The sequence below is a fragment of the Streptomyces sp. NPDC007264 genome, from assembly GCF_042869095.1.
GTDB lineage: Bacteria > Actinomycetota > Actinomycetes > Streptomycetales > Streptomycetaceae > Streptomyces.
Genome location: NZ_JBIAFD010000027.1, coordinates 1 through 19,277 on the forward strand (window position 1 = coordinate 1; position 19,277 = coordinate 19,277).

Below are 19,277 nucleotides of genomic sequence, written 5' to 3' on the forward strand. Positions count from 1 at the left end.
CCGCTTCTTCACCACGATCGGCATCTTGTTGGGGGCGTACTTCGGCATCCGAACGTCTCCTTCCGGGGCGTTCGCAACCACCGATAGAACTCAAGCCGGCGCCACCCAGGAAACGTGGCTTCCGATCGCCGGACTCACCACGTTCACGCACAACCCCGGCGAGAACGAGGAGACGGCCGACACGACCGCTTTCGACTCGGAAGGCCACTACGAGCAGGACGTGATGCAGCGCGGCGCGACCCTCGAACTTGAAGGACAGTTCCGCATCGACAAGACCACCAAGGCCCAGGACCCCGGACAGGCGTACGTCGACAGCGAATGGTCCCAGCGACTCGGCATCGACTCACGGAACGCCGTCCGGTGGCGGCACGAGACACAGACCCAGTGGGTCGTGTGGGAGGCCACCGTCACGCCCGGCGAGCAGGGCGGAGGCACCAACGAGAAGACCAGTTGGTCGGCGACGATCACCCGTTGCGGAGCCCCGACCACCGCGGCGGTGTCCGGCTGATGACGACCGACACCACGACGTACGACGACGACCTCGACGAGCAGGCGCCGGCCGTCGGCGACCCCGCCGACTTCGACGCGTTTTTCGCCGAGCAGGACACCAGCCGCCCGCGGCAGGCGTTCACCCTGTACGGCACCCGCTACGTGCTCCCCGACTCCCTGCCCCTGATGTTCACCTTGCAGGCCGAGCGCGTGCAGGACAGCAACGACCCCGCGGACGTCCGCAAGATGCTGGGGACCCTGTTCGGGGGCGACACCCTCGACGTGTGGGCCGAGGCCGGCATGACCGACCGACAGTTCGGGATCGTGCTCATCTACTCGGCCGCGAACGTGCGCACCCCGGGCAGCGTGACCATGGAGCGCGCCGCCGAGCTGCACGACGACCAGGAGCGCGCCCGCGCCGCGGGAAAAGCCACGGCGCCGAACCGGGCGGCGCGCAGGGCGAAGCCGAAGAACGGGAAGCGGCGGAGTTCTGGCAAGCGGTAGTCCGCCACTGGGGCGCCATCGAGGGCGACCTGTCCCGCGAACACCAGGTGCGCGCCGATGAGTTGGCAGCCATGACGACCCGCCGGTTCGTCGCCCTGGTCGGCGCCCTGTCTCCCGACTCCCGGTTCGCCCGCGCATGGCGCCGCACACCGCGCCGCGCCGACTCCCCCGAGGACATAGCCCGGATCACGGGCCTACCGGCCCAGTAGCACCCGCACGCCCGGCACCACGGCCGGCACCACCCAAGGAGGTGAGGCCGTGGCGTTGACCGTGGGCGAACTGCTCGCCACGATCACCGTTGACGAGTCCGGGGTCGACGCCGGCCTGTCGCGCGCCGAGCAGGCCGTACGCGCGTCCGCGACGACCATCGCATCCGACGCCGAGCGCGCAGGCCGTCAGGCCGGCGACGCGCTCGGCGACGGCCTCGCCACGACCGCCGCAAGCGCAGTGCGCGACGCCGGCGGAGACGTGGCGGACGCCGGCGGAGACGTGGGCGAGGCGACCGGCGGAAGTCTCCGCGAACGCCTGTCGTCGAGCCTGAAAGTCGGCCTCGCCGGAATCGGCGTAGCCGCGGGCGCCCTGCTGATGTCTGGCTTCGGCCAGGCCCTCGAACAGGGGCAGATCACCGGCCGACTCGGCGCCCAACTTGGCGCCACCCCGGCGGAGGCCAAGAAGTACGGCGAGATAGCCGGCGCGATGTACGCCGACGCCGTCACCGAGGATTTCCAGGGTGCAGCCGACGCGATATCGGCGACCATGCGCGCGGGTATCGCTCCGCCGGACGCGACCAATGCGCAAATCCAGAGCATTGCAACGAAGGTCAGCGACCTTTCGAGCACGTTCGAACTGGATCTCGGCCAGACCGCGAACGCGGTCGGGCAGATGCTCAAGACCGGACTTGCGAAGAACGGCACGGAGGCCCTTGACGTACTGACCAAGGGTCTGCAAAACATGGGCCCGCGGGCCGACGATATCGCGGATACGTTCAACGAGTATTCGACGATTTTCCGGAACATCGGCCTTGACGCGACAACGGCCACGGGCCTTATGTCGCAGGGTCTACAGGCGGGCGCGCGCGATACCGACGTCGTCGCGGACAGTCTTAAAGAATTCCTGCTCACCGTTCAGGCCGGCGGGCCGGACGTCGATAAGGCTTTCGCGTCCATCGGCCTGAACGGAAAGGAAATGCAGGCCGCCTTTACGGAGGGCGGGCCGAAAGCGTCGGCAGCGCTGGACAAGGTCTTTGACGCCATGCGGCAGATCAAGGACCCGGCCGAGCGCAACGCCCTTGCCGTTTCGCTTTTCAAGACCAAGTCCGAGGACATGCAAGCAGCGCTGTACGCGCTGGACCCGTCCAAGGCAGTCGACACCCTAGGGCAGGTCGGGGGCGCCGCGGGCAAGATGGGCGACAGCCTGCGCGACAACGCGGGCGCCAAGATTGAGGCGTTCAAACGGGGCGCCATGCAGACGCTCACCGAGTTCATCGGTGGCACCGTTCTGCCTGTCCTGTCCTCCCTGTTCTCGTTCGTGAGCGAGCACTCAGGGGTTTTTACCGCCCTCGCCGCGGTAATCGCCGCTGTCGTGATTCCGGTGATCACCGCACTCGGAATTCAGTCGCTCATTGCGGGCGCGCAGATGGCGCAAGCGTGGATTGTCGCCATGGGCCCGATTGGATGGGTCGGCCTCGCTATCGCGGCCCTGGTCGTCCTGATCATCGCCTATTGGGACGACGTCAAAAAGTGGACGCTCGCCCTGTGGGATTGGTTCGTCGATAAGATCGTTTGGGCTAAGGATATGGCGATTAACGCCTTCCTGAACTTCACCCTTATCGGTCTACTGATCAAGCATTGGGCGACGATCAAATCCGGCGCCATCGCCGGATGGAATGCCGTAGTGAATTGGGTCAAGGGCGTTCCGGGGTGGCTGTATAACGCCTTCCTCAATTGGACGTTGCTCGGCCTGATCATCAAGCACTGGTCCGCAATCAAAACAGCCACGGTCAACAAGGCCGGCGAAATGGTCACGTGGGTGCGAGGTCTGCCGCAGCGAATTTCCGACGGAATCGGATCGCTAAAGCAACTACTGTACGACAAGGGAACCGACGTCGTACGCGGCCTGTGGAACGGCATTAAGTCCATGGGATCGTGGCTCAAATCCACGTTGATCAGTTGGGCTAAGGACCTGATTCCGGGGCCGATTGCAAAGGCACTCGGAATTCACTCGCCGTCAAAGGTCATGGCCAAGAGCGTTGGCCGCTGGATTCCCGCCGGCGTCGTCAAGGGCATCCGATGGGGACAGGCCGCCCTCGACCGGACCATGTCCAACCTGATCACCCCGCCCGCCGTCCCGGCCCTCGCCGGCGCCCCGGCGGGCGCCCTCGCCGCGCCGTCAAGCGGAGTGCACATCGAGCACTGGCACGCCGCCGAGAACGGCACCCCGGACGACAACGCCCGCGCGCTCGCGTGGCTGGCAAAGGCGAGGGGGTGACCATGGCTGATCTTGCAACGTTCAGTGCCGCCGGCGCCCTGGTCACCCGCCCCGGTCATGTCCAGTACGGCGACCTACTGCTCGGCCCCGGCACGCCGTACCGGTGGAAGACGCTCACCGGGTGGGAAGACCTCCCACCGCTCGACTCCGGAACGGTCGAACGGGCCGACGCGCACGGGGCGTTCCCCGGGCAGTTGCTCGCCCAGTCCCGCACGGTGGGCGTCGACGGCCTCATGGTGCGCGCCCCGCGCGCGCAGATCGGCGAGGTCGTCGGCGCCCTGTCCGCAGCGACCGCGCCGCGCCTCGACGAGATCCCTCTCGTGGCGTGGCTCGACGAGCGCGGGCCCCTGCTCGCGTTCGCCCGAGCGACCCGGCGCGCCGTCCCAACGACGCTCGGATACCGGGTCGGGACGATCACGGGCGGGGCGATCGAGTGGGTCGCCACCGACCCCCGCCGGTACGCCCTCGCCGAGCAGTCCGTACGGGCCATGCTCCCCGTGTCCGAGGACGGCCTGAAGTGGGAGGCCGCAGAAGTCGAGGTACTGCCCGCCAACCAGGCCGCCGGTATCGGCGAGGTCTGGCGATGGTGGTCCGACGGCGACCCCGTCATCACCGGGAACGGCACGGGCCCCGTGTCCGTGCAGCCGCTCACCGCCGCCGGCGAACTGGTGTGGTCCGCGCAGGCCAGTAACTACGGATGGACCGTCGCCGCCGGACAAGAGGTGACGTTCGCCGCGGACCTCGCCGCCCGGACGGCCGCGCTGATCACCCTTCGGTGGTGGACCGCGGCCGGCGCGCACGTCGCCGACTCGACCAGCGAGTCGAGCGCCGCAGCGTTCACCGCCGCCGCCCCGCCCGGCGCCGCGTTCGTACAACCGATCGTCACCTTCCCCGCCGCCCTCGCCGCACCGGTCACCGTCGGCACGTCCTCGCTACGCATCAGCACCACGGCGGGCGTGCTCGCGTGGCCGCTCAACTTCGGCACCCCAGGCAGCACCGGCCGCCTGTCCGCCGTCAACACCGGCACCGCGGAGACTCACCCGGTCGTCGAGTTCCGCGGCCCGGTCGCCATGCCGAGCCTGACGAACATCACGACCGGCGACGTCCTCGAATACGACCTCCCCCTCGCCGCCGGCGACGTCCTGGTCGTCGACACGCAGGCCGGCACAGTCACGCTCAACAGCACCGCCTCGCGGCTCTACACCGCGACGAGCAGGTCGGTCCCCGAGCAGACGTTCACGTTCCCGCCCGGCACCACCCCCCTGATGTTCCGCGCCGCGCCCGGCAGCAACGACCCGGCCGCGTCCGTCGCCGTGCGCTACCGCGCCGCCTACTGGTAAGGAGACACCGCCCGTGACCGTGCGCCCCGCATGGCTGCTGCCCCAGGGGCAGACCAGAGAAGACACGCGGCTCGCGCCCGTCGGCACGTGGTCGCCCGAGAGCGAGATACGCACCCGAGGCGGAGTGATCCCCGGCGGGAACCCGTTCGCCGCAACCGGCGCCGGCGCCATGACGCTGCAACTCGGCATCGGCCGTGCCACCGTGCAGGGCACCACCGCGCAGGGCGCGTACCCCGTCGCCGTCGACGCTCCCGAGACCGTCACGTTCACCGACGGGAACGCCCAGTTTGCGCGAATCGACTCCGTCATCCTGCGCGTGTACGACGGCCTGTTCGACCAGAGCAACAACGCCCTCGCCCGTATCGAGATCGTGCAGGGCGAGGCAACCGCCACCCCGACCGCGCCGACCCTGCCCGCCTGCTCGCTGCGCCTGTGGGACGTCACCGTGCCCGCCGGCACGTCCGCGGGCGTGGGCGGGATCAACTGGTCGAGCGCCCTCGCCGACCGGCGCCGGTTCACCGCCGCCGTGGGCGGGATCATCCCGCAGGGGTGGGGACTCAGTTTCGACGGCGCGTACGAGGGTCAGTTCCGGGACGCCGGCGGCATCCTCGAACGCTGGAACGCCACCACCGACGTATGGGAGACCTACCGGCCGCCCGAGCGGGCCGTCGAGACGACCAGCGGCGGACTGACCACCGCGAGCGGCTGGTCGCTCAGTTCCTTCAACGCCCGCCGGCGGAACGGCGTCGTGCAGGTGCTCGGCTTCTGGACCCGTACCGGCGCGAACCTGCTGTCGAACCCCAACCTTGCCGACACCCTGGTCGCCACGCTGCCCCCGGGGTGGCGCCCCGTCCTGCTGGTCGAGGCGACCGCCTCGAACGGCTTCGGTAGCGGCGCGTGCGCCATCGGAGCCGACGGCCTGATGACCATGCGGACGTGGGCCGGAGGCGGGCCGACCCGCACCGACAACGCCCTCGAAAAGGACACGAACTTGCGGATCTCCGCGACGTTCGTGCAGTAAGGGGGCCCCGCGTGCAGACCCCGTACCGGTTCCTGTTCACCGACCTACGGTCCGACCAGGTCGTCGACGCACTGCACGTGCAGGGTGTCGCCCTTGACGACTACATAGGCAAGACCGGCCGGCTCACCGGCAACATCCCCATTCCGAACCGAGAGATCGCCGAGCGCGCCCGCCGTGCCCTGCTCCCCGGCCGTACCGGGGTGTGGGTCGAGCGCGGGCGCGAGATCTGGTGGGGCGGCATCCTGTGGACGCTGTCCCTGTCCAGCAGCTCGCGCGGTTTCCTCACCGCCGGCATCCAGTGCGGCGGATGGGAGTCCTACCTATACCGCCGCCTGTTGCTCGACACCCAAGTCGCGCAGCAAGTCGACCAGTTCGACATAGTGCGCGGCCTGCTCGACTACGTGCAGTCGACCCCCGGCGGAGACATCGGGATCACGTACGACGGCGAGCCGTCCGGCGTTGTCCGCGACCGCGAGTTCTCTCGGTTCGATCTGCCGTGGGTCGGCGACCTGGTCGACCAGCTCGCCGCCGTCGAGGACGGTTTCGAGTGGCGTATCGCCAGTTACCGCGACGGCGACGGCCGCCGAGTCAAGCGCCTGATCCTGGGGCACCCCGTCATCCGGACCGGCGTCGCCGAGATCGTGCTCGACCACCCGGGCCCGATCCTCACGTACGCGTGGCCGCACGACGCGTCCGGCCTCGCCAACGGGTGGCAGTCCCGCGGCGCGACTATCAACGGCAACCAGGCCGCCGAGTCGTACCCGCTCATGTCCGAGCGCCTGGTCGCCGACGACGACCTCGCCGCAGGGTGGCCGCGCCTCGACGGATCGTCCGACTACACCACCGTGGAGCAACAGACCACCCTCGACGAGCACGCGCGCGCCGACTGGAACGCCGCCCGGCGCCCCGTGCAGATCCCCGAGGTCGAGGTGTTGCTCGGCAGCAACATCACGCCCGCGCTGCTCGGCGCGACCGTCCGCGTCCGCATCCGCGACCTGTGGCACCCCGACGTCCTCGACGCTCGATATCGCGTCGTCGGCATGTCCATCAATCCGCCCGAGCGAGGCCGCCCCGAGACGGCCAAGCTCTACTTGGAGGTAGCCGCCTAATGGCGTACGTCCCGCAAGACGTCCTCGACCGGATCGCCGCACTCGAACGCGAGGTGCGCACCCTTCGGGGCCGAGCACAGATGCGCCCCGCCATGAACCAGATCCTCGCCGGCGACGTTCGGATCGGCGAGGGCGGTCGCCTGATCTGCGAGGCCCCCGACGGAACGCGCATCTTCATGACCGGCCAGACGCCCGAAGGCGACTGGGCCGTCGGTATGGCCCGCGCGACCGGAGGCACCCCCGCCCTGACCGTGGGCGACGAGTCCGGCGTCGCCGGCCAAATGATCCGCATGTGGAACCGCGCCGAAGGCAACGAGTCCGACGTGATCGTGATGGACGACGGTTTCGCCGACCAGTTCCTCGGCCGGCCGTCCATGCCGATCCCGATGCAGTCGACCGCCGGCCAGGAGACCAGTAACACCGCCCTGACGACCGCATGGACCGGCGCAACGCGCCTGATGAATGCCGTTCTGTATGCGTCGTTCGAGACGTACACCCCCGCGGGCGTCACGGCCACTGTGCAGTTCGAGGACAACGACGGCGTGATCGAGTCGTGGACGGCCAACACCTCGAACGGCTGGACCGCTCACGAGATCACCAAGCCCGTGCGCGGCAAGTTCTTTGACCACCGCAACTACCGGTTGAAGCACAACGTCAAGACCGGTTCCGGCGCCATCCGCACGAACTGTCTCGGTGTCTACACCCGGAACACCTTCAGCGCGTCGGAGGCCCCCCAGTGAGCACACCCACCGCCCCGGACCCGGAGTCGAGCGGCTTCCTGCCCGCTCCGGGCCGCGACCCCATGACCATGACCCCGCCGAAGTTGGAGGCCGCCACCGATGCCCCTGCCCGAGTCGATTCCCACAGTCCGGGTGACGGGCCGGTATCTCCTCCCTGACGGAACCCCCCTCAGTGGGCAAGTCGTGTTCCGGGCCCCCAGCCTGATCACCTTCCCCGATTCCGACGTGATCCTCGGCGGGCCCGTTACCGCACTCCTCGACGCTCAGGGCGCGTTCGCCGTCACCATCCCGGCCACCGACGCCCCCGGCATGAACCCGACCGGCTGGTCGTACAGCGTGGCCGAACAGCTCGCCGGCGTACAGATGAACCGCGTCTATCAGGTGTTGCTACCCGCGGCGACTCCGGCCGTCGATATCGCAGACATTGCACCCACCGACCCGACGACGCCGACCTATGTAGCCGTGCGAGGTGACTCCGCGTACGAGGTCGCGGTGAAGCAGGGATTCGCCGGCACGGTTGCCCAGTGGCTCGCGTCCCTGATCGGCCCCCAGGGCGCCAAGGGCGACGCCGGCGCGCAGGGCCCCAAGGGCGACAAGGGCGACAAGGGCGACCGCGGCGACCAGGGCGTCGCCGGCACCGCGGGTGCCCCGGGCGTCGTGCAGTCCGTCAACGGCATCAGCGCCGCCGCGGTGACCCTGAACGCCGCCGCCGTGCACGCCGTGCCGGACACCGCGCCGGGCGCACCGAACGGCGTCGCCCAGCTCGACGCGACCGGCAAGGTTCCGGCCGCCCAGCTCCCCGCCAGCAGCGGAGGGGGCGCAGTCTCGACCGTCGCAGGCAAGAGCCCGGACGGTTCCGGAAACGTCGCCCTGGTCGCCGCCGACGTCGGGGCCATCCCCACGACGGAGAAGGGCGCCGCGTCCGGCGTCGCCACCCTGGGGACCGACGGCATCCTCACCACCGGCCAGCGCCCGACATACACCGCCGCACAGGTGGGCGCCCTCGCCACGACCGCGCGGGCCGCAGCGAACGGAGTCGCGTCCCTCGACTCGACGACGCGTATCCCCATCGCGCAGATGCCGACCGCGGTTGCCAAGAACTCATGGACCCCGCAGGCACTCGGTTTCGCCGCCTGGTCGTTCGACCCCGGAGGCGTGGCCAACCCTGCCGCGAAGTACCTCACGCCGCAGCGCCTGTACCTCACGGGCGTGAACATCACGGAGTCAACCACGGTCACCAAGGCCGTGATGTTCGCCCGCGGGTACGGCGGAGTGTCCACCAACCGGTACATGGCCGGCATCTACCGCGAGGACGGGACGCGCGTCGTCGCGTCGAGCGCCGTCGCGCTCACGCAGGCCGGCCAGGAGACCGGAGCGCTCCCCGGCATGGTCTCGAACCACATCGGGGCCGTCCCGCTCAGCTTCACCTCGACGACGCTCACCCCCGGCCGGTACTGGGTGGCGTGGCTGATGACCGTGGGCGGCACGGCCGATTTCTCGTTCTTCCACGTGCAGAACGAGGCCCCGGTCGCTACGGCCAACTTCTTTATGACCACGACGCCATTCCCGCGCGCCTGGTACATCGCGGCACAGAGCACGCTCCCCACCACGGTCAGCCCGACGGCCTCGACCGCGCTCGCCGACCATGACATCCCGATCGTGGCACTCGCCGCCTGATCACCCACACCACCCGTACGCCCCGGCACCGCGCCGCGGGCGTTTTTTCATGTCTGGAGACACCACCCATGGCACGTATGCCCGGCGCCGAGTGGCGCCCGATCGCCGTCAACTTCACCGACAACGGACAGGCCGAAGTGCGGGGCGTCGTCGTCCACATCATGGCCGGCACGTTCGAGGGGACCGACAGTTGGTTCCGCAACAGCAAGGCCCGGGCGTCGAGTCACTTCGGTACGAGCAAGACCGGCAAGCTCCGCCAGTGGGTCGACACCAGCGACCGCGCATGGGCGCAGGCCGGCGGTAACACGTCGTGGCTCAGCGTCGAGAACGAGGGGCAGGGGGGCGACGCGCTCACCGACGCCCAGCTCGACCGCGTCGCCGAAGTGCTGGCATGGGCGCACAAGACCTACGGTGTCCCGCTCCAGGTGACGAACTCCCCGTCGGGCAAGGGTCTCGGGTACCACGCGATGGGCGGTAGCGCGTGGGGCGGACACACGTCCTGCCCTGGTACGCGGATCGTCGCCCAGCTCGCCGAGATCGTCGCCCGAGCGAAGAAGCTCACCGGCGCCAGCACCGGCGGGGGCAGCACGTCGACCACGTACACCGTCAAGGACGGCGACACGCTGTCCGGCATCGGGGCGAAGGTGGGCGTCGCGTGGCAGACCCTCGCCACGCTGAACGGCATCAAGGCCCCGTACGTCATCCGCGCCGGCGAAGTCCTCAAGCTCAAGGCCGCGACCACGCCGAAGCCGTACAGCCCGCCCGCGTTCCCGGCCGGCCTCGCCCCGGGCAAGACCTCGCCGTCGGCGAAGCCCCTTCAGCGCGCGCTCAAGGCCGCGGGATTCATGGCGAAGTCGGTCGTCGAGGCCGACAACTACGGCCCGCAGACCGAGGCCGCGGTCGTGAAGTTCCACAACGCCTACCCGAAGTACCGCGCCGCCGGGAAGACCAGCGACCCGGCCATCGGCCCGCAGGGGTGGGCGTACCTGCACCGCCTCGCCTACGACAAGTAGGCCCCGCTCGACCCCCCATCCGCCCCGCCCCGCGGCACCGCGCCGCGGGGCGGGCCCGCACGAACAGGAGCACCCCGCATGAACGTCAAGAACAAGCGCGCCATCCGTACCGCGCTCCAGACCCTCGCCGCGGTCGCCGCCGTCCTCCCGGCCCTCGCCGCCCTGCTCGCCGACTCCGACCTCGCCGTCGCCGCCCCGTGGATCGTGGGCGCCGCCGTGTCCGCCGCGGGCGTTGCCGGCATCGTGTCCCGGATCATGGCGAGTCCCGCCGTCGAGGCCCTGCTCGACCGGTTCGGTCTCGGCCTGGTCGACGACGGAGGCACCGCCGAGTGACCACCAATCCGCCGCCGTCGGACCCGGCCGCGGTCGCCGTTGAGCTGGAACGCATCCGGCGCACGATCGAGGTCGGGTTCACCCGCACCGACGGCGCCCTCGCCCTGCTCATGCAGCGCCACGACCAGACCGACATGCAGATCAAGGACCACTCGACGCGGCTCGACGCTCACGACGGCCGGCTCGACACCCTCGAACGGGGCGACACCGAGCGGCAGAAGCGCAACGACAGCCGCCTCGCGGACCTCGAACGGGCACGGTGGCCGCTCCCGTCCCTCGCCGCCCTGGTCGCCCTGTGCGGCCTCATCCTCTCCCTGTGGCAGCTCGCCACCCGCACGTGAGAACGCCCCCCGCACGGCCGTCTGTGGCCGTTGTGGGGGGCGTTCTCTGCGTTCCGGCGCCTACGCCGCAGTGACCAGCTCGCGGGCCCGTTCGGAGAAGTCGGCGACCAGGCGCCCGCCGAAGGGCTGCATCCGCCGTTGCAGGTCTTGCACGGCCTCGACCGCCCGCGAGGACTTCACCTGTCCGGACAGCTTCAGCGTCCGCAGGCCGACCGAATACGCCTGGTCGAGATCCTTCCGTTGCAGGTGGGACACGGCGAGCGCAGCGTGAGACATGGCGCCCCGGCGGGCCCGGTTCTGCATCTTCGCGTGTTCGATCGAGCGGGCCGCGTGTTCCTCGGCCGCCGCAGCGTCGCCCAGGTCGCGCATGGTGTTGGCGTGCTCGCCGTGCAGGTACGCAGGGTCGATGAACGCCGCCCAGTCGGGTTCCTCGGCGAGGTCTGCCCGCGCGTACGCCCGTTCCGACTGAACGACCGCCCGCGTCGCCGCCGACTTGTCGCCGAGCAGGGCGAGGGCGCGCGCCTCCAGACACCACAGGTCCGCGAGGCAGGCCGGCGAGTGTGCTCGCGCCAGACCTTGACGGCCGGCCTGTGCCAGGCGCCGGCCCTCGGCAGGGTTGCCGAGTAGCGTCGCCTGATCGGCCATGCCCGCGAGGACGTGCGCGCCGAGCGCCGGATTGTGCGACTCCTCCGCGAGGCGTAGCGACTGGATCAAGTAGCGCTGTGCGACGGAGTGCTCGCCGTTGTCGTAGGCCATCCAGCCAAGTAGGTAGGTCTGTTCGGCCGCGGCCTCGCACAGCGCGCGCCGCACCTGGTCGTCATGCGACCGCCGCAACAGCGGGTAGACGTGGTGGTTCATGTACTCGGCGAGCACCAGGCGCCCGGACCCGCCGCCCTGTAGGACGTCCATTTTCTGGAACGTCCCGAACATGTTCTTCACGGCCAAGACGTCTTCCAGCCTCACCCGCGGGCCCGGTTCCGGTTCCTGGTCGAGGGTGTTCAACAGCCAGTCCCGCGAGGGACCGACACCGGCCACCGCGGCGAACGGCGCTGCTGCAAGGAACTGTCGACGGTCCACGTCGGCCCTCCCAAGGTCGGCGACTACTTCCACGGTAGCCGCGAACGATGGGTCGTAGGCGAGGCCGGCCTCGGCCGAACTTCCTTCCCCGAGGCCAATGTCGTACGTCGTGATGCGCCATCCGAAGTGATCGGAGAACACCCCGGCCAGAATGTCGGGGACCGGCGCGCGGGGCGTTTCACCTTCCAACCAGCGGCGCACACTGGTCGCGTTCGGGGCGACGTTCGGTTGTCCCCACGCCCGCGCCTTCGATTGCACACGCCGCGCCAGTTCCTTACGGCTGATACCCGAGCGTCCAACCCAGTACGCAAGTTCGTCGTTCGGCGTCTTCATTCCCCGCACCTCCGCGACCGTGGGCGACGAAAGCGACACCCTTCGACACCCCCCTCGACGGTACCCCCGGTTTCGTTACGCGTGTTGCCTAGTCAGGCAAACTCATTCGCTCGTGAAGCAGCCGCGAAACCCCCGTCGCGGCTGCCCGAAGGGGTTAGGCATGACCGAACCACCGCGGGAGCTGGCGCCCTGCGCCCCATCACCTAGCGCGCCCCCAGCGCAAGCGATGTTCCCCGCGCGCGCCGAAGCGTCGGCGCAGGCCCGCGCATACGTGCGCGAGGTCCTGGCGCACGACGACGAACCACTCGTCGAGGCAAAGCGCGACGACGTCTTATTGATCGTCGCGGAGCTGGTCACGAACGCCTACCGCTACGGAACGGAACCTGACGAGAAGCTACTCGTCGCCGTCCTGACGACCCCTGAGCTAGTGCGTATCGAGGTGCACGACCCCCGCCGCCGACGCCCCCACATGCGCAACGAATCGGGGGAGCGGGCCCGCGGCCGGGGCCTGCACATCGTCGACGCCCTCGCGGCGCGGTGGAACGTCGACGACAGACCGTTCGGGAAAGCCGTATGGGCGGAGGTAGACAGGTGACGACCGAAGTATCGTTCCGGGCCGTGCCCGGCCCCGGATTCGCCGCCGGCTGCACGGTGTCGACCTGGGTGCACGCGGGCGCCCTCGCGCCTCCCGTCGCGTACGTTCTGATCGGCCACGCACCCCCGCGGCGCCCCGGGGAGACGGCCGAGACGGTCGAGGACGGCCTGATGGGCATGGTCGACGCCATGAACTTACGCCCGGCCACCGAGCGCGTGCCGATCGTCGGCGCACGTCTCCTGATCCGCGGCCCCTTCGTCGCCCTCGACTACGGGCACCCTGCATTCGTCATGCGATTACCGACCCCGGGCGACGCGTGGCGCCGGCACGTTACCGCCGGCCGGCCTGCGTGCGTGACGATCGGCCTTGACCCCGTCCCCCCGGGCGCCGGCCCCGACATGGTCGAGCAGTACCTCGAACGCGTCGTCGCCACCAATCGCGCGTACATGGGCGCGACGACCCTCCGGACCCGCTGATGTACGAGGAACCGGGCGAGTTCGTCGAACGCCCCGTGCCGCCCCCATTCATGTTCGCGTGCCCCGACTGTGTGCGGTGGCTGCTGCGACTCGCCCGCACCTGGGACGCCCCCGAAGGGTGTTTCTGGGAACAGTTGCAGGTGGCTCGCCACATAGCCCAGGGCCACCCCGAGGACGTACCGCCCCAGCACCTCGACGACTGCGAACTGTGCGTCGGGTACGCCCGCCGCGACGACGGCGACGCGGCCCTCGTATGGGCCCAGCACCGGGCACGCGACCTGTTCATGCCGCCCTCGATCGCCCGCCTGTTGTGAGCCACCTACGCCGAAGGGATGCGCCCATGTCACCACTGGCCCCCGGCCACCCGGTGACAGCCTCAGTGCTGTTCACCAATCCAGACGACGACCTGTTCATCGTCCACCCGGCCAAGGCCGGCGCTCCGTGGCATCTGCCCGGCGGCATCGTCGAGCAGGGCGAATCCCCCGTCGACGCCGTTCGCCGAGAGGTGCGCGAAGAACTCGGCCTCGACAACCTCGACGTTACGGAACACGACCTGTTCGCCGTCGAGTGGCTGCAAGCCACCCGCCCCGGTCGCCGTGACCGGTTGGCGTTCCTGTTCGCCGGCCCCGTTTTCTCCCAGGCCGACACCGACCGCATCACCTTGCAGCGCGCCGAACTCGACGCATGGCGCTGGGCGCCCCGCACTGAGGCTCAAGAGCTGCTGCACCCCGCAATAGCCGTGCGGATCGTGGGGCCGCTCCAGACCCCCGGCAGCACGGTCTACCGTGAAACCAGACACGAAGGGACGTTATGACCTCCAACGACTTCCCCGCCCGAAAGCTGCGCATCGGTACGCGTAGCTCACCGCTGGCCCTTGCCCAGGTCGAGCAGGTGTCGGGCCTGCTGCGCAAGATCGAACCCGACCTCGACATCGAGGTCGTACCGGTGACGACCGAGGCGGACAAGTGGCAAGGCGACCTCGCGCAGCTCGGCGGGAAGGGCCTGTTCGTCCGCGAGATCGACCAAATGTTGCAGCGCGGCGAGGTGGACATGGCCGTCCACTGCATCAAGGACGTGCCGGGCGACGTCCCCATGCCGCGCGGCCTGATCTTCGCCGCCTACCTCCCCCGTGACGACGTGCGCGACGTCCTACTCGTCCCGGAGGGGTCCGACGTCCGGACGCTCGCCGATCTCCCGTCCGGCGCGTCCGTCGCCACTTCGGCCGTGCGCCGCAAAGCGCAGATCAGCCGCGTGCGTCCCGACCTGAACGTGATCAGGGTCCGCGGCCTGGTCGGTACCCGAATCGAAAAGCTCGACGGTCACAAGCCGATGGATCACAAGCTGGACGCGATGGTTCTCGCGCTGGCCGGCCTCGAACGCCTCGACCTGGGCGACCGCGCTCGGCAGGTGTTCGAGGTTGACGAGATGCTGCCGGCCGTCGGCGCGGGCGCCCTCGGCCTCGAATGCCGGAAGGAAGACGACCCGGTCGCCTACCTGCTCCAGCAGGTCAACCACGAACGCACCATGACCGAGATCACCGCCGAACGGGTCATGCTGCACGGCCTACGAGGGCACTGCAACAGCCCCATTGCGGGGCACTGCATCACGGAGCCTGACGGACAACTCAGCTTGCGCGGCATGGTCTTCTCGCGCGACGGCTCCAAGTTCGTTCACGCGCACTTCTGGGGCGAGAGCATGAACGACCCCGCCGTTCTCGGCTCGCGCGTCTGCGCTGAACTTCTGCGGCAGGGGGCCCGCGACATCATCGAGGGCATCCCCCACTGACGGCCGCAACGTCCGTCCGGAACTGAGCGGCCCCGGTACCTACCGTGAGGTACCGGGGCCGCTCTCTGTTCGCCGCGGGCGCCGACGCTCGCTGTCCTTTACCCCCACTGTCGTGAAAGAACGGCAGGACGGCGAGGAGCCGCTCGTCGGGTTCGGTCGTCGCCAGCGGTTCCAACTGCGCGAGGTTCGTGGCGATCGACCGGTGGGTGAGCATCACGCCCTTGGGGATGCCCGTGGTGCCCGACGAGTACGGCAGGGCCGCGACGTCCTGCACGGGGTCGATGTCGACGTGGGGCTCGGGCGCGGTCGTGGCCAGCATGTCGATGAGCGAGCGATGGCCGGGCGCGCTGTCGCAGACGAAGATCTCCCGTATGCCGCCCGCCTTCTCGGCGGCCGCGCGGGCCGTCTCCAGGAAGGGGGAGACGGTGACGATCCAGCGGGCGGCCGAGTCGCGCAACTGCTTGGCGAACTCGTCCGCCGTGGCGAGCGGGTGCACCGTCGTCACCGATGCTCCCGCTCGCGTGGCGGCGTAGAACGCCGTGGGGAAGGCGATCGTGTTGGGGCTGTGCAGGGCGAGGACGTCGCCCTTGCGCACGCCCGCCTCGGCGAAGGCCGCGGCCAGCCGCCGGTGGAACCGGTCGAGCTGCTCGTACGTGAGGGTGGTGCCGTCCACGCCGTCGATCAGGGCGGGCCGTTCGGCGAATTCGGCGGCCCGGCCCAGGACCGCCTCGTGGATGGGCAGTTCGACGGCCTGGACGTCTGCGTACTGGCTTCGGAACACGGTTCCTCCTCGTACGACGCTGTACGACTGCGGTACGGCTGCGGTGGTGGCCGCCGGGTCCTAGTACGACTTCGGCAGGCCGAGGGTCTGGTGGGAGACGTAGTTGAGAATCATCTCCCGGCTCACCGGTGCTATACGAGACACGCGCGCCGCCGTAATCAGCGAGGCGAGCCCGAACTCCCGGGTGAGGCCGTTGCCGCCGAGGGTGTGCACGGCCTGGTCGACGGCCTTCACGCACGCCTCCCCGGCCGCGTACTTGGCCATGTTGGCGGCCTCTCCGGCGGCGATGTCGTCCCCCGCGTCGTACAGGTGGGCGGCCTTCTGCATCATCAGACGGGCCAGTTCGAGCTCGATGTGCGCCTGGGCGAGGGGGTGGGCGATCGCCTGGTGGGCGCCGATGGGCTGCTTCCAGACGCTGCGCTCGCGCGCGTACTCGACGGCGCGGGAGAGCGCGTACCGCCCCATGCCGACCCCGAAGGCGGCGGTCATCACGCGCTCGGGGTTGAGACCGGCGAACAGCTGGAGCAGCCCGGCGTCCTCGTCGCCGACGAGCGCGTCGGCGGGCAGCCGCACGTCGTCCAGGGTCAGCTCGAACTGCTTCTCCGCGCTGGACAGCTCCATGTCGAGCTGCCGCCGCCCGAAGCCCGGCGTGTCGCGGGGGACGATGAACAGGCACGGCTTGAGCCGCCCGGTGCGGGCGTCCTCGGTGCGGCCGACGATCAGGGTCGCGTCGGCGATGTCGACGCCGGAGATGAACACCTTGCGCCCGGTCAGCACCCACTCGTCGCCCTCGCGGCGGGCGGTGGTGGTGATGCGGTGGGAGTTGGAGCCGGCGTCGGGTTCGGTGATGCCGAAGGCCATGGTGCGGGTGCCGTCCGCCAGGCCGGGCAGCCACCGTTCCTTCTGTGCGGTGGTGCCGAAGCGGGCGATGACCGTGCCGCAGATGGCGGGCGAGACGACGAGCATGAGGAGGGGGCAGCCGGCCGCGCCCAGTTCCTCCAGCACGATGGAGAGTTCGGCGATGCCGCCGCCCCCGCCGCCGTACTCCTCGGGCAGGTTCACGCCGAGGTAGCCGAGCTTGCCGGCCTCCGCCCACAGTTCGGTGGGGTGGCGGCCCTCCTTGAGGAGGGTGGTGACGTACTCGCGGCCGTAGCGCTTGCCGAGGGCGGCGACGGCCGCGCGGAGGTCCTTGTGTTCGTCCGATTCGATGACGGGGCTCATGTCGGTCTCCTGGTGCGGGTTCGGTGTGGTTGCTCGCGCCCGTGGTCGTTCGCGCCGCGCGGCGCCGGGCGGCGGGCCGCGCGGTCGTGCTGTCCCGCGCCCCTACCGGGGCGTGTCGTCGTCCACGACGGCCAGCAGCGTGCCCAGCTCCACCTGCCGTCCGGGGCTCGCGTGCAGGGCGGTGAGGGTGCCGGAGACCGGCGCCGTGATCTTGTGTTCCATCTTCATCGCCTCCAGCCACAGCAGGGGCTGTCCGGCGCTCACCGAGGCTCCGACGGCCAGCCCGTCGGCGACCCGGACCACCGTGCCGGGCATGGGGGCGAGCAGGGAGCCGGGGGCGTGGTCGGCCGTCGGTTCCGGGAAGCGGGGCAGGGCCGTCAGGGCGGTCGGTCCGACGTACACCCGGTCGCCGTAGCGGGCCACCTCGAACTTCCGCTGGACGCCGTCGACTTCGAGGACGACGAGGCCGGGGTCGGCGTGCACCACGCGCACCCCGTCCGCCGCCAGACCCTCGCGGGTGTGCCGGTAGCCGACCTCGTGCTCCTCGCCCGCCATGAGGTAGCGCTTGACCTGCGGCTGCGAGGGCAGGTTGCGCCAGCCCCCGAACCGTGAGCGGCCGTGCGCGTCCGCGAGCGCGGCGGCCAGGGGGGCGTACGGGTCGGGCGCGGACCCGGTCAGCCCGGGCAGGTGGCGCTCGTAGAAGCCGGTGTCGGCCCGGGCCGCCGTGAACTCCTCGTGGCGCAGGGACCGTACGAGCAGGTCCCGGTTGGTCACCGGACCGTGGATCTCGGCCCGCTCCAGGGCTCCGGCCAGCTTGCGTATCGCCTCCGCGCGGGTCGGGGCGTGGGCGACGGCCTTGGCGAGCATGGGGTCGTAGTGGACGCCGATCGCGTCGCCGTCCGCGTAGCCGGTGTCCAGGCGCACGCCCGGCGCGGCGAGGCGGTGCAGTGTGCCCGTCTGCGGCGCCCAGTCGTGGGCCGGGTCCTCGGCGTACAGGCGGGCCTCCACGGCGTGGCCGTGGGCCCGGGGCGGCTCGGCGCCGAGGGCGGCGCCCTCCGCGACCCGGATCTGCAGGGCCACCAGGTCGATCCCGAACACCGCCTCGGTGACCGGGTGTTCCACCTGGAGACGCGTGTTCATCTCCAGGAAGTGCGCCCGGCCGTCGGCGACCAGGAACTCCACGGTGCCCGCGCCCACGTAGTCGACGGCGCGGGCGGCCCGCTCGGCCATCGCGCACAGGGAGTCGGTCAGTTCGGGTGTCAGGCCCGGCGCGGGCGCCTCCTCGATCACCTTCTGGTGGCGGCGCTGGAGGGAGCAGTCCCGGGTGCCCAGCGCCCACACCGTGCCGTGCGTGTCGGCCAGGATCTGCACCTCGACGTGGCGTCCGCCCTCCACATAGGGCTCGACGAAGACCTCGTCGTCGCCGAACGCGGCGAGCGCCTCGGCGCGCGCGGCGGTCAGTTCGGCGTCCAGGTCCGCCAGGTCCCGCACGACGCGCATGCCGCGTCCGCCGCCGCCGGCCGCCGCCTTGACCAGCACGGGCAGGTCGTCGGCCGTGACGCTGGCCAGCGGCTCCAGGCCCATCAGCTTCTTCGCGCGGGTCTTGGAGGCCATCGCCTCGATCGCCTCCGGCGGCGGGCCGATCCAGACGAGGCCGGCGTCGCGGACGGCGCGCGCGAAGCCGGCGTTCTCGGACAGGAAACCGTAGCCGGGGTGCACGGCGTCGGCGCCGGCCGCGAGGGCCGCCTTCACGATCAGTTCGCCGCGCAGATAAGTGTCCGCGGGGGTCGCGCCCGGCAGCCGTACGGCCGCGTCCGCGACACGCGTGTGGAGCGCGCCGGCGTCGGCGTCCGAGTGCACGGCCACGGTCCGGATGCCCAGCTCGCGGCAGGTTCGGGCGATGCGGCAGGCGATCTCGCCGCGGTTCGCCACCAGAACGGAAGTAATCACGGGCC

Annotated in this window: 20 protein-coding genes and 1 pseudogene; 17 read left to right on the plus strand and 4 right to left on the minus strand. The window is 70.3% G+C overall.

Annotation, left to right across the window (positions count from 1 at the left end; all coding sequences use genetic code 11):
* The 12 genes from ACFYMU_RS31465 to ACFYMU_RS31520 all read left to right on the plus strand — a co-directional run.
* Positions 1-508 (plus strand): phage tail tube protein (locus ACFYMU_RS31465; protein WP_388380596.1); only part of this gene is annotated, 508 nt, incomplete at its 5' end.
* Complete coding sequence (locus ACFYMU_RS31470; RefSeq protein WP_388380599.1) at positions 508-993, plus strand: hypothetical protein; 486 nt, start codon at positions 508-510, stop codon at positions 991-993. The genes ACFYMU_RS31465 and ACFYMU_RS31470, both read left to right, overlap by 1 nt.
* A 71-nt stretch (positions 994-1,064) precedes the next feature.
* Positions 1,065-1,202 (plus strand): hypothetical protein, encoded by a 138-nt coding sequence (locus ACFYMU_RS31475; RefSeq protein WP_318319413.1) that lies wholly within the window; start codon positions 1,065-1,067, stop codon positions 1,200-1,202.
* A gap of 49 nt (positions 1,203-1,251) precedes the next feature.
* Positions 1,252-3,480 carry a phage tail tape measure protein gene (locus ACFYMU_RS31480; RefSeq protein ID WP_388380602.1) on the plus strand — a complete coding sequence of 743 codons (2,229 nt, stop codon included), beginning with the start codon at positions 1,252-1,254 and terminating at the stop codon, positions 3,478-3,480.
* 2 nt (positions 3,481-3,482) lie between these two features.
* On the plus strand, positions 3,483-4,820 hold the full coding sequence (locus ACFYMU_RS31485; RefSeq protein WP_388380605.1) for a phage distal tail protein: 1,338 nt from the start codon (positions 3,483-3,485) through the stop codon (positions 4,818-4,820).
* 13 nt (positions 4,821-4,833) lie between these two features.
* Positions 4,834-5,841 (plus strand): hypothetical protein, encoded by a 1,008-nt coding sequence (locus ACFYMU_RS31490; RefSeq protein WP_388380608.1) that lies wholly within the window; start codon positions 4,834-4,836, stop codon positions 5,839-5,841.
* Positions 5,842-5,852: 11 nt separating this feature from the next.
* Entirely contained in the window at positions 5,853-6,950 is a 1,098-nt protein-coding gene (locus ACFYMU_RS31495; RefSeq protein ID WP_388380611.1) for a hypothetical protein, read from the plus strand.
* 92 nt (positions 6,951-7,042) lie between these two features.
* Complete coding sequence (locus tag ACFYMU_RS31500) at positions 7,043-7,690, plus strand: hypothetical protein (protein ID WP_388380614.1); 648 nt, start codon at positions 7,043-7,045, stop codon at positions 7,688-7,690.
* 183 nt (positions 7,691-7,873) lie between these two features.
* Complete coding sequence (locus ACFYMU_RS31505; RefSeq protein WP_388380617.1) at positions 7,874-9,367, plus strand: collagen-like protein; 1,494 nt, start codon at positions 7,874-7,876, stop codon at positions 9,365-9,367.
* 68 nt (positions 9,368-9,435) lie between these two features.
* Positions 9,436-10,380 carry an N-acetylmuramoyl-L-alanine amidase gene (locus ACFYMU_RS31510; RefSeq protein WP_388380620.1) on the plus strand — a complete coding sequence of 315 codons (945 nt, stop codon included), beginning with the start codon at positions 9,436-9,438 and terminating at the stop codon, positions 10,378-10,380.
* A 78-nt stretch (positions 10,381-10,458) separates the two neighbouring features.
* On the plus strand, positions 10,459-10,713 hold the full coding sequence (locus tag ACFYMU_RS31515; RefSeq protein ID WP_388380623.1) for a hypothetical protein: 255 nt from the start codon (positions 10,459-10,461) through the stop codon (positions 10,711-10,713).
* Positions 10,710-11,054 carry a hypothetical protein gene (locus ACFYMU_RS31520; RefSeq protein WP_388380626.1) on the plus strand — a complete coding sequence of 115 codons (345 nt, stop codon included), beginning with the start codon at positions 10,710-10,712 and terminating at the stop codon, positions 11,052-11,054. Before ACFYMU_RS31515 ends, ACFYMU_RS31520 begins: the two co-directional genes overlap by 4 nt.
* A 60-nt stretch (positions 11,055-11,114) precedes the next feature.
* Here ACFYMU_RS31520 and ACFYMU_RS31525 read toward each other — a convergent pair whose 3' ends face one another.
* On the minus strand, positions 11,115-12,464 hold the full coding sequence (locus tag ACFYMU_RS31525) for a transcriptional regulator (protein ID WP_388380628.1): 1,350 nt from the start codon (positions 12,462-12,464) through the stop codon (positions 11,115-11,117).
* 226 nt (positions 12,465-12,690) lie between these two features.
* On the opposite strand from ACFYMU_RS31525, the gene ACFYMU_RS31530 reads away from it, so the two are divergent.
* From ACFYMU_RS31530 to hemC, 5 genes are read left to right on the plus strand one after another with little or no spacing between them, the layout of a single operon-like run.
* The gene (locus tag ACFYMU_RS31530) at positions 12,691-13,059 is read left to right on the plus strand and encodes an ATP-binding protein (RefSeq protein WP_388380631.1); all 369 of its coding nucleotides are present in this window, start codon (positions 12,691-12,693) and stop codon (positions 13,057-13,059) included.
* Entirely contained in the window at positions 13,056-13,535 is a 480-nt protein-coding gene (locus tag ACFYMU_RS31535) for a hypothetical protein (protein ID WP_388380633.1), read from the plus strand. The genes ACFYMU_RS31530 and ACFYMU_RS31535 overlap by 4 nt, the downstream gene beginning before the upstream one ends.
* Entirely contained in the window at positions 13,535-13,849 is a 315-nt protein-coding gene (locus ACFYMU_RS31540) for a hypothetical protein (protein WP_388380636.1), read from the plus strand. Before ACFYMU_RS31535 ends, ACFYMU_RS31540 begins: the two co-directional genes overlap by 1 nt.
* Positions 13,850-13,875: 26 nt before the next feature.
* Positions 13,876-14,349, plus strand: coding sequence for an NUDIX domain-containing protein (locus tag ACFYMU_RS31545; protein ID WP_388380638.1), 474 nt, complete (start codon positions 13,876-13,878; stop codon positions 14,347-14,349).
* Entirely contained in the window at positions 14,346-15,320 is a 975-nt protein-coding gene (gene hemC / locus ACFYMU_RS31550) for a hydroxymethylbilane synthase (protein WP_388380641.1), read from the plus strand. Before ACFYMU_RS31545 ends, hemC begins: the two co-directional genes overlap by 4 nt.
* 103 nt (positions 15,321-15,423) lie before the next feature.
* On the opposite strand, the pseudogene ACFYMU_RS31555 reads toward hemC, so the two are convergent.
* From ACFYMU_RS31555 to ACFYMU_RS31565, 3 genes and pseudogenes are all read right to left on the minus strand, one after another.
* A pseudogene (locus ACFYMU_RS31555) lies at positions 15,424-16,101 on the minus strand (AMP-binding protein); the annotation flags it as partial.
* Positions 16,102-16,161: 60 nt separating this feature from the next.
* On the minus strand, positions 16,162-17,322 hold the full coding sequence (locus tag ACFYMU_RS31560; protein WP_388380643.1) for an acyl-CoA dehydrogenase family protein: 1,161 nt from the start codon (positions 17,320-17,322) through the stop codon (positions 16,162-16,164).
* 102 nt (positions 17,323-17,424) lie between these two features.
* On the minus strand, positions 17,425-19,272 hold the full coding sequence (locus ACFYMU_RS31565) for a biotin carboxylase N-terminal domain-containing protein (protein ID WP_388380646.1): 1,848 nt from the start codon (positions 19,270-19,272) through the stop codon (positions 17,425-17,427).
* Between the last annotated feature and the right edge of the window lie 5 nt (positions 19,273-19,277).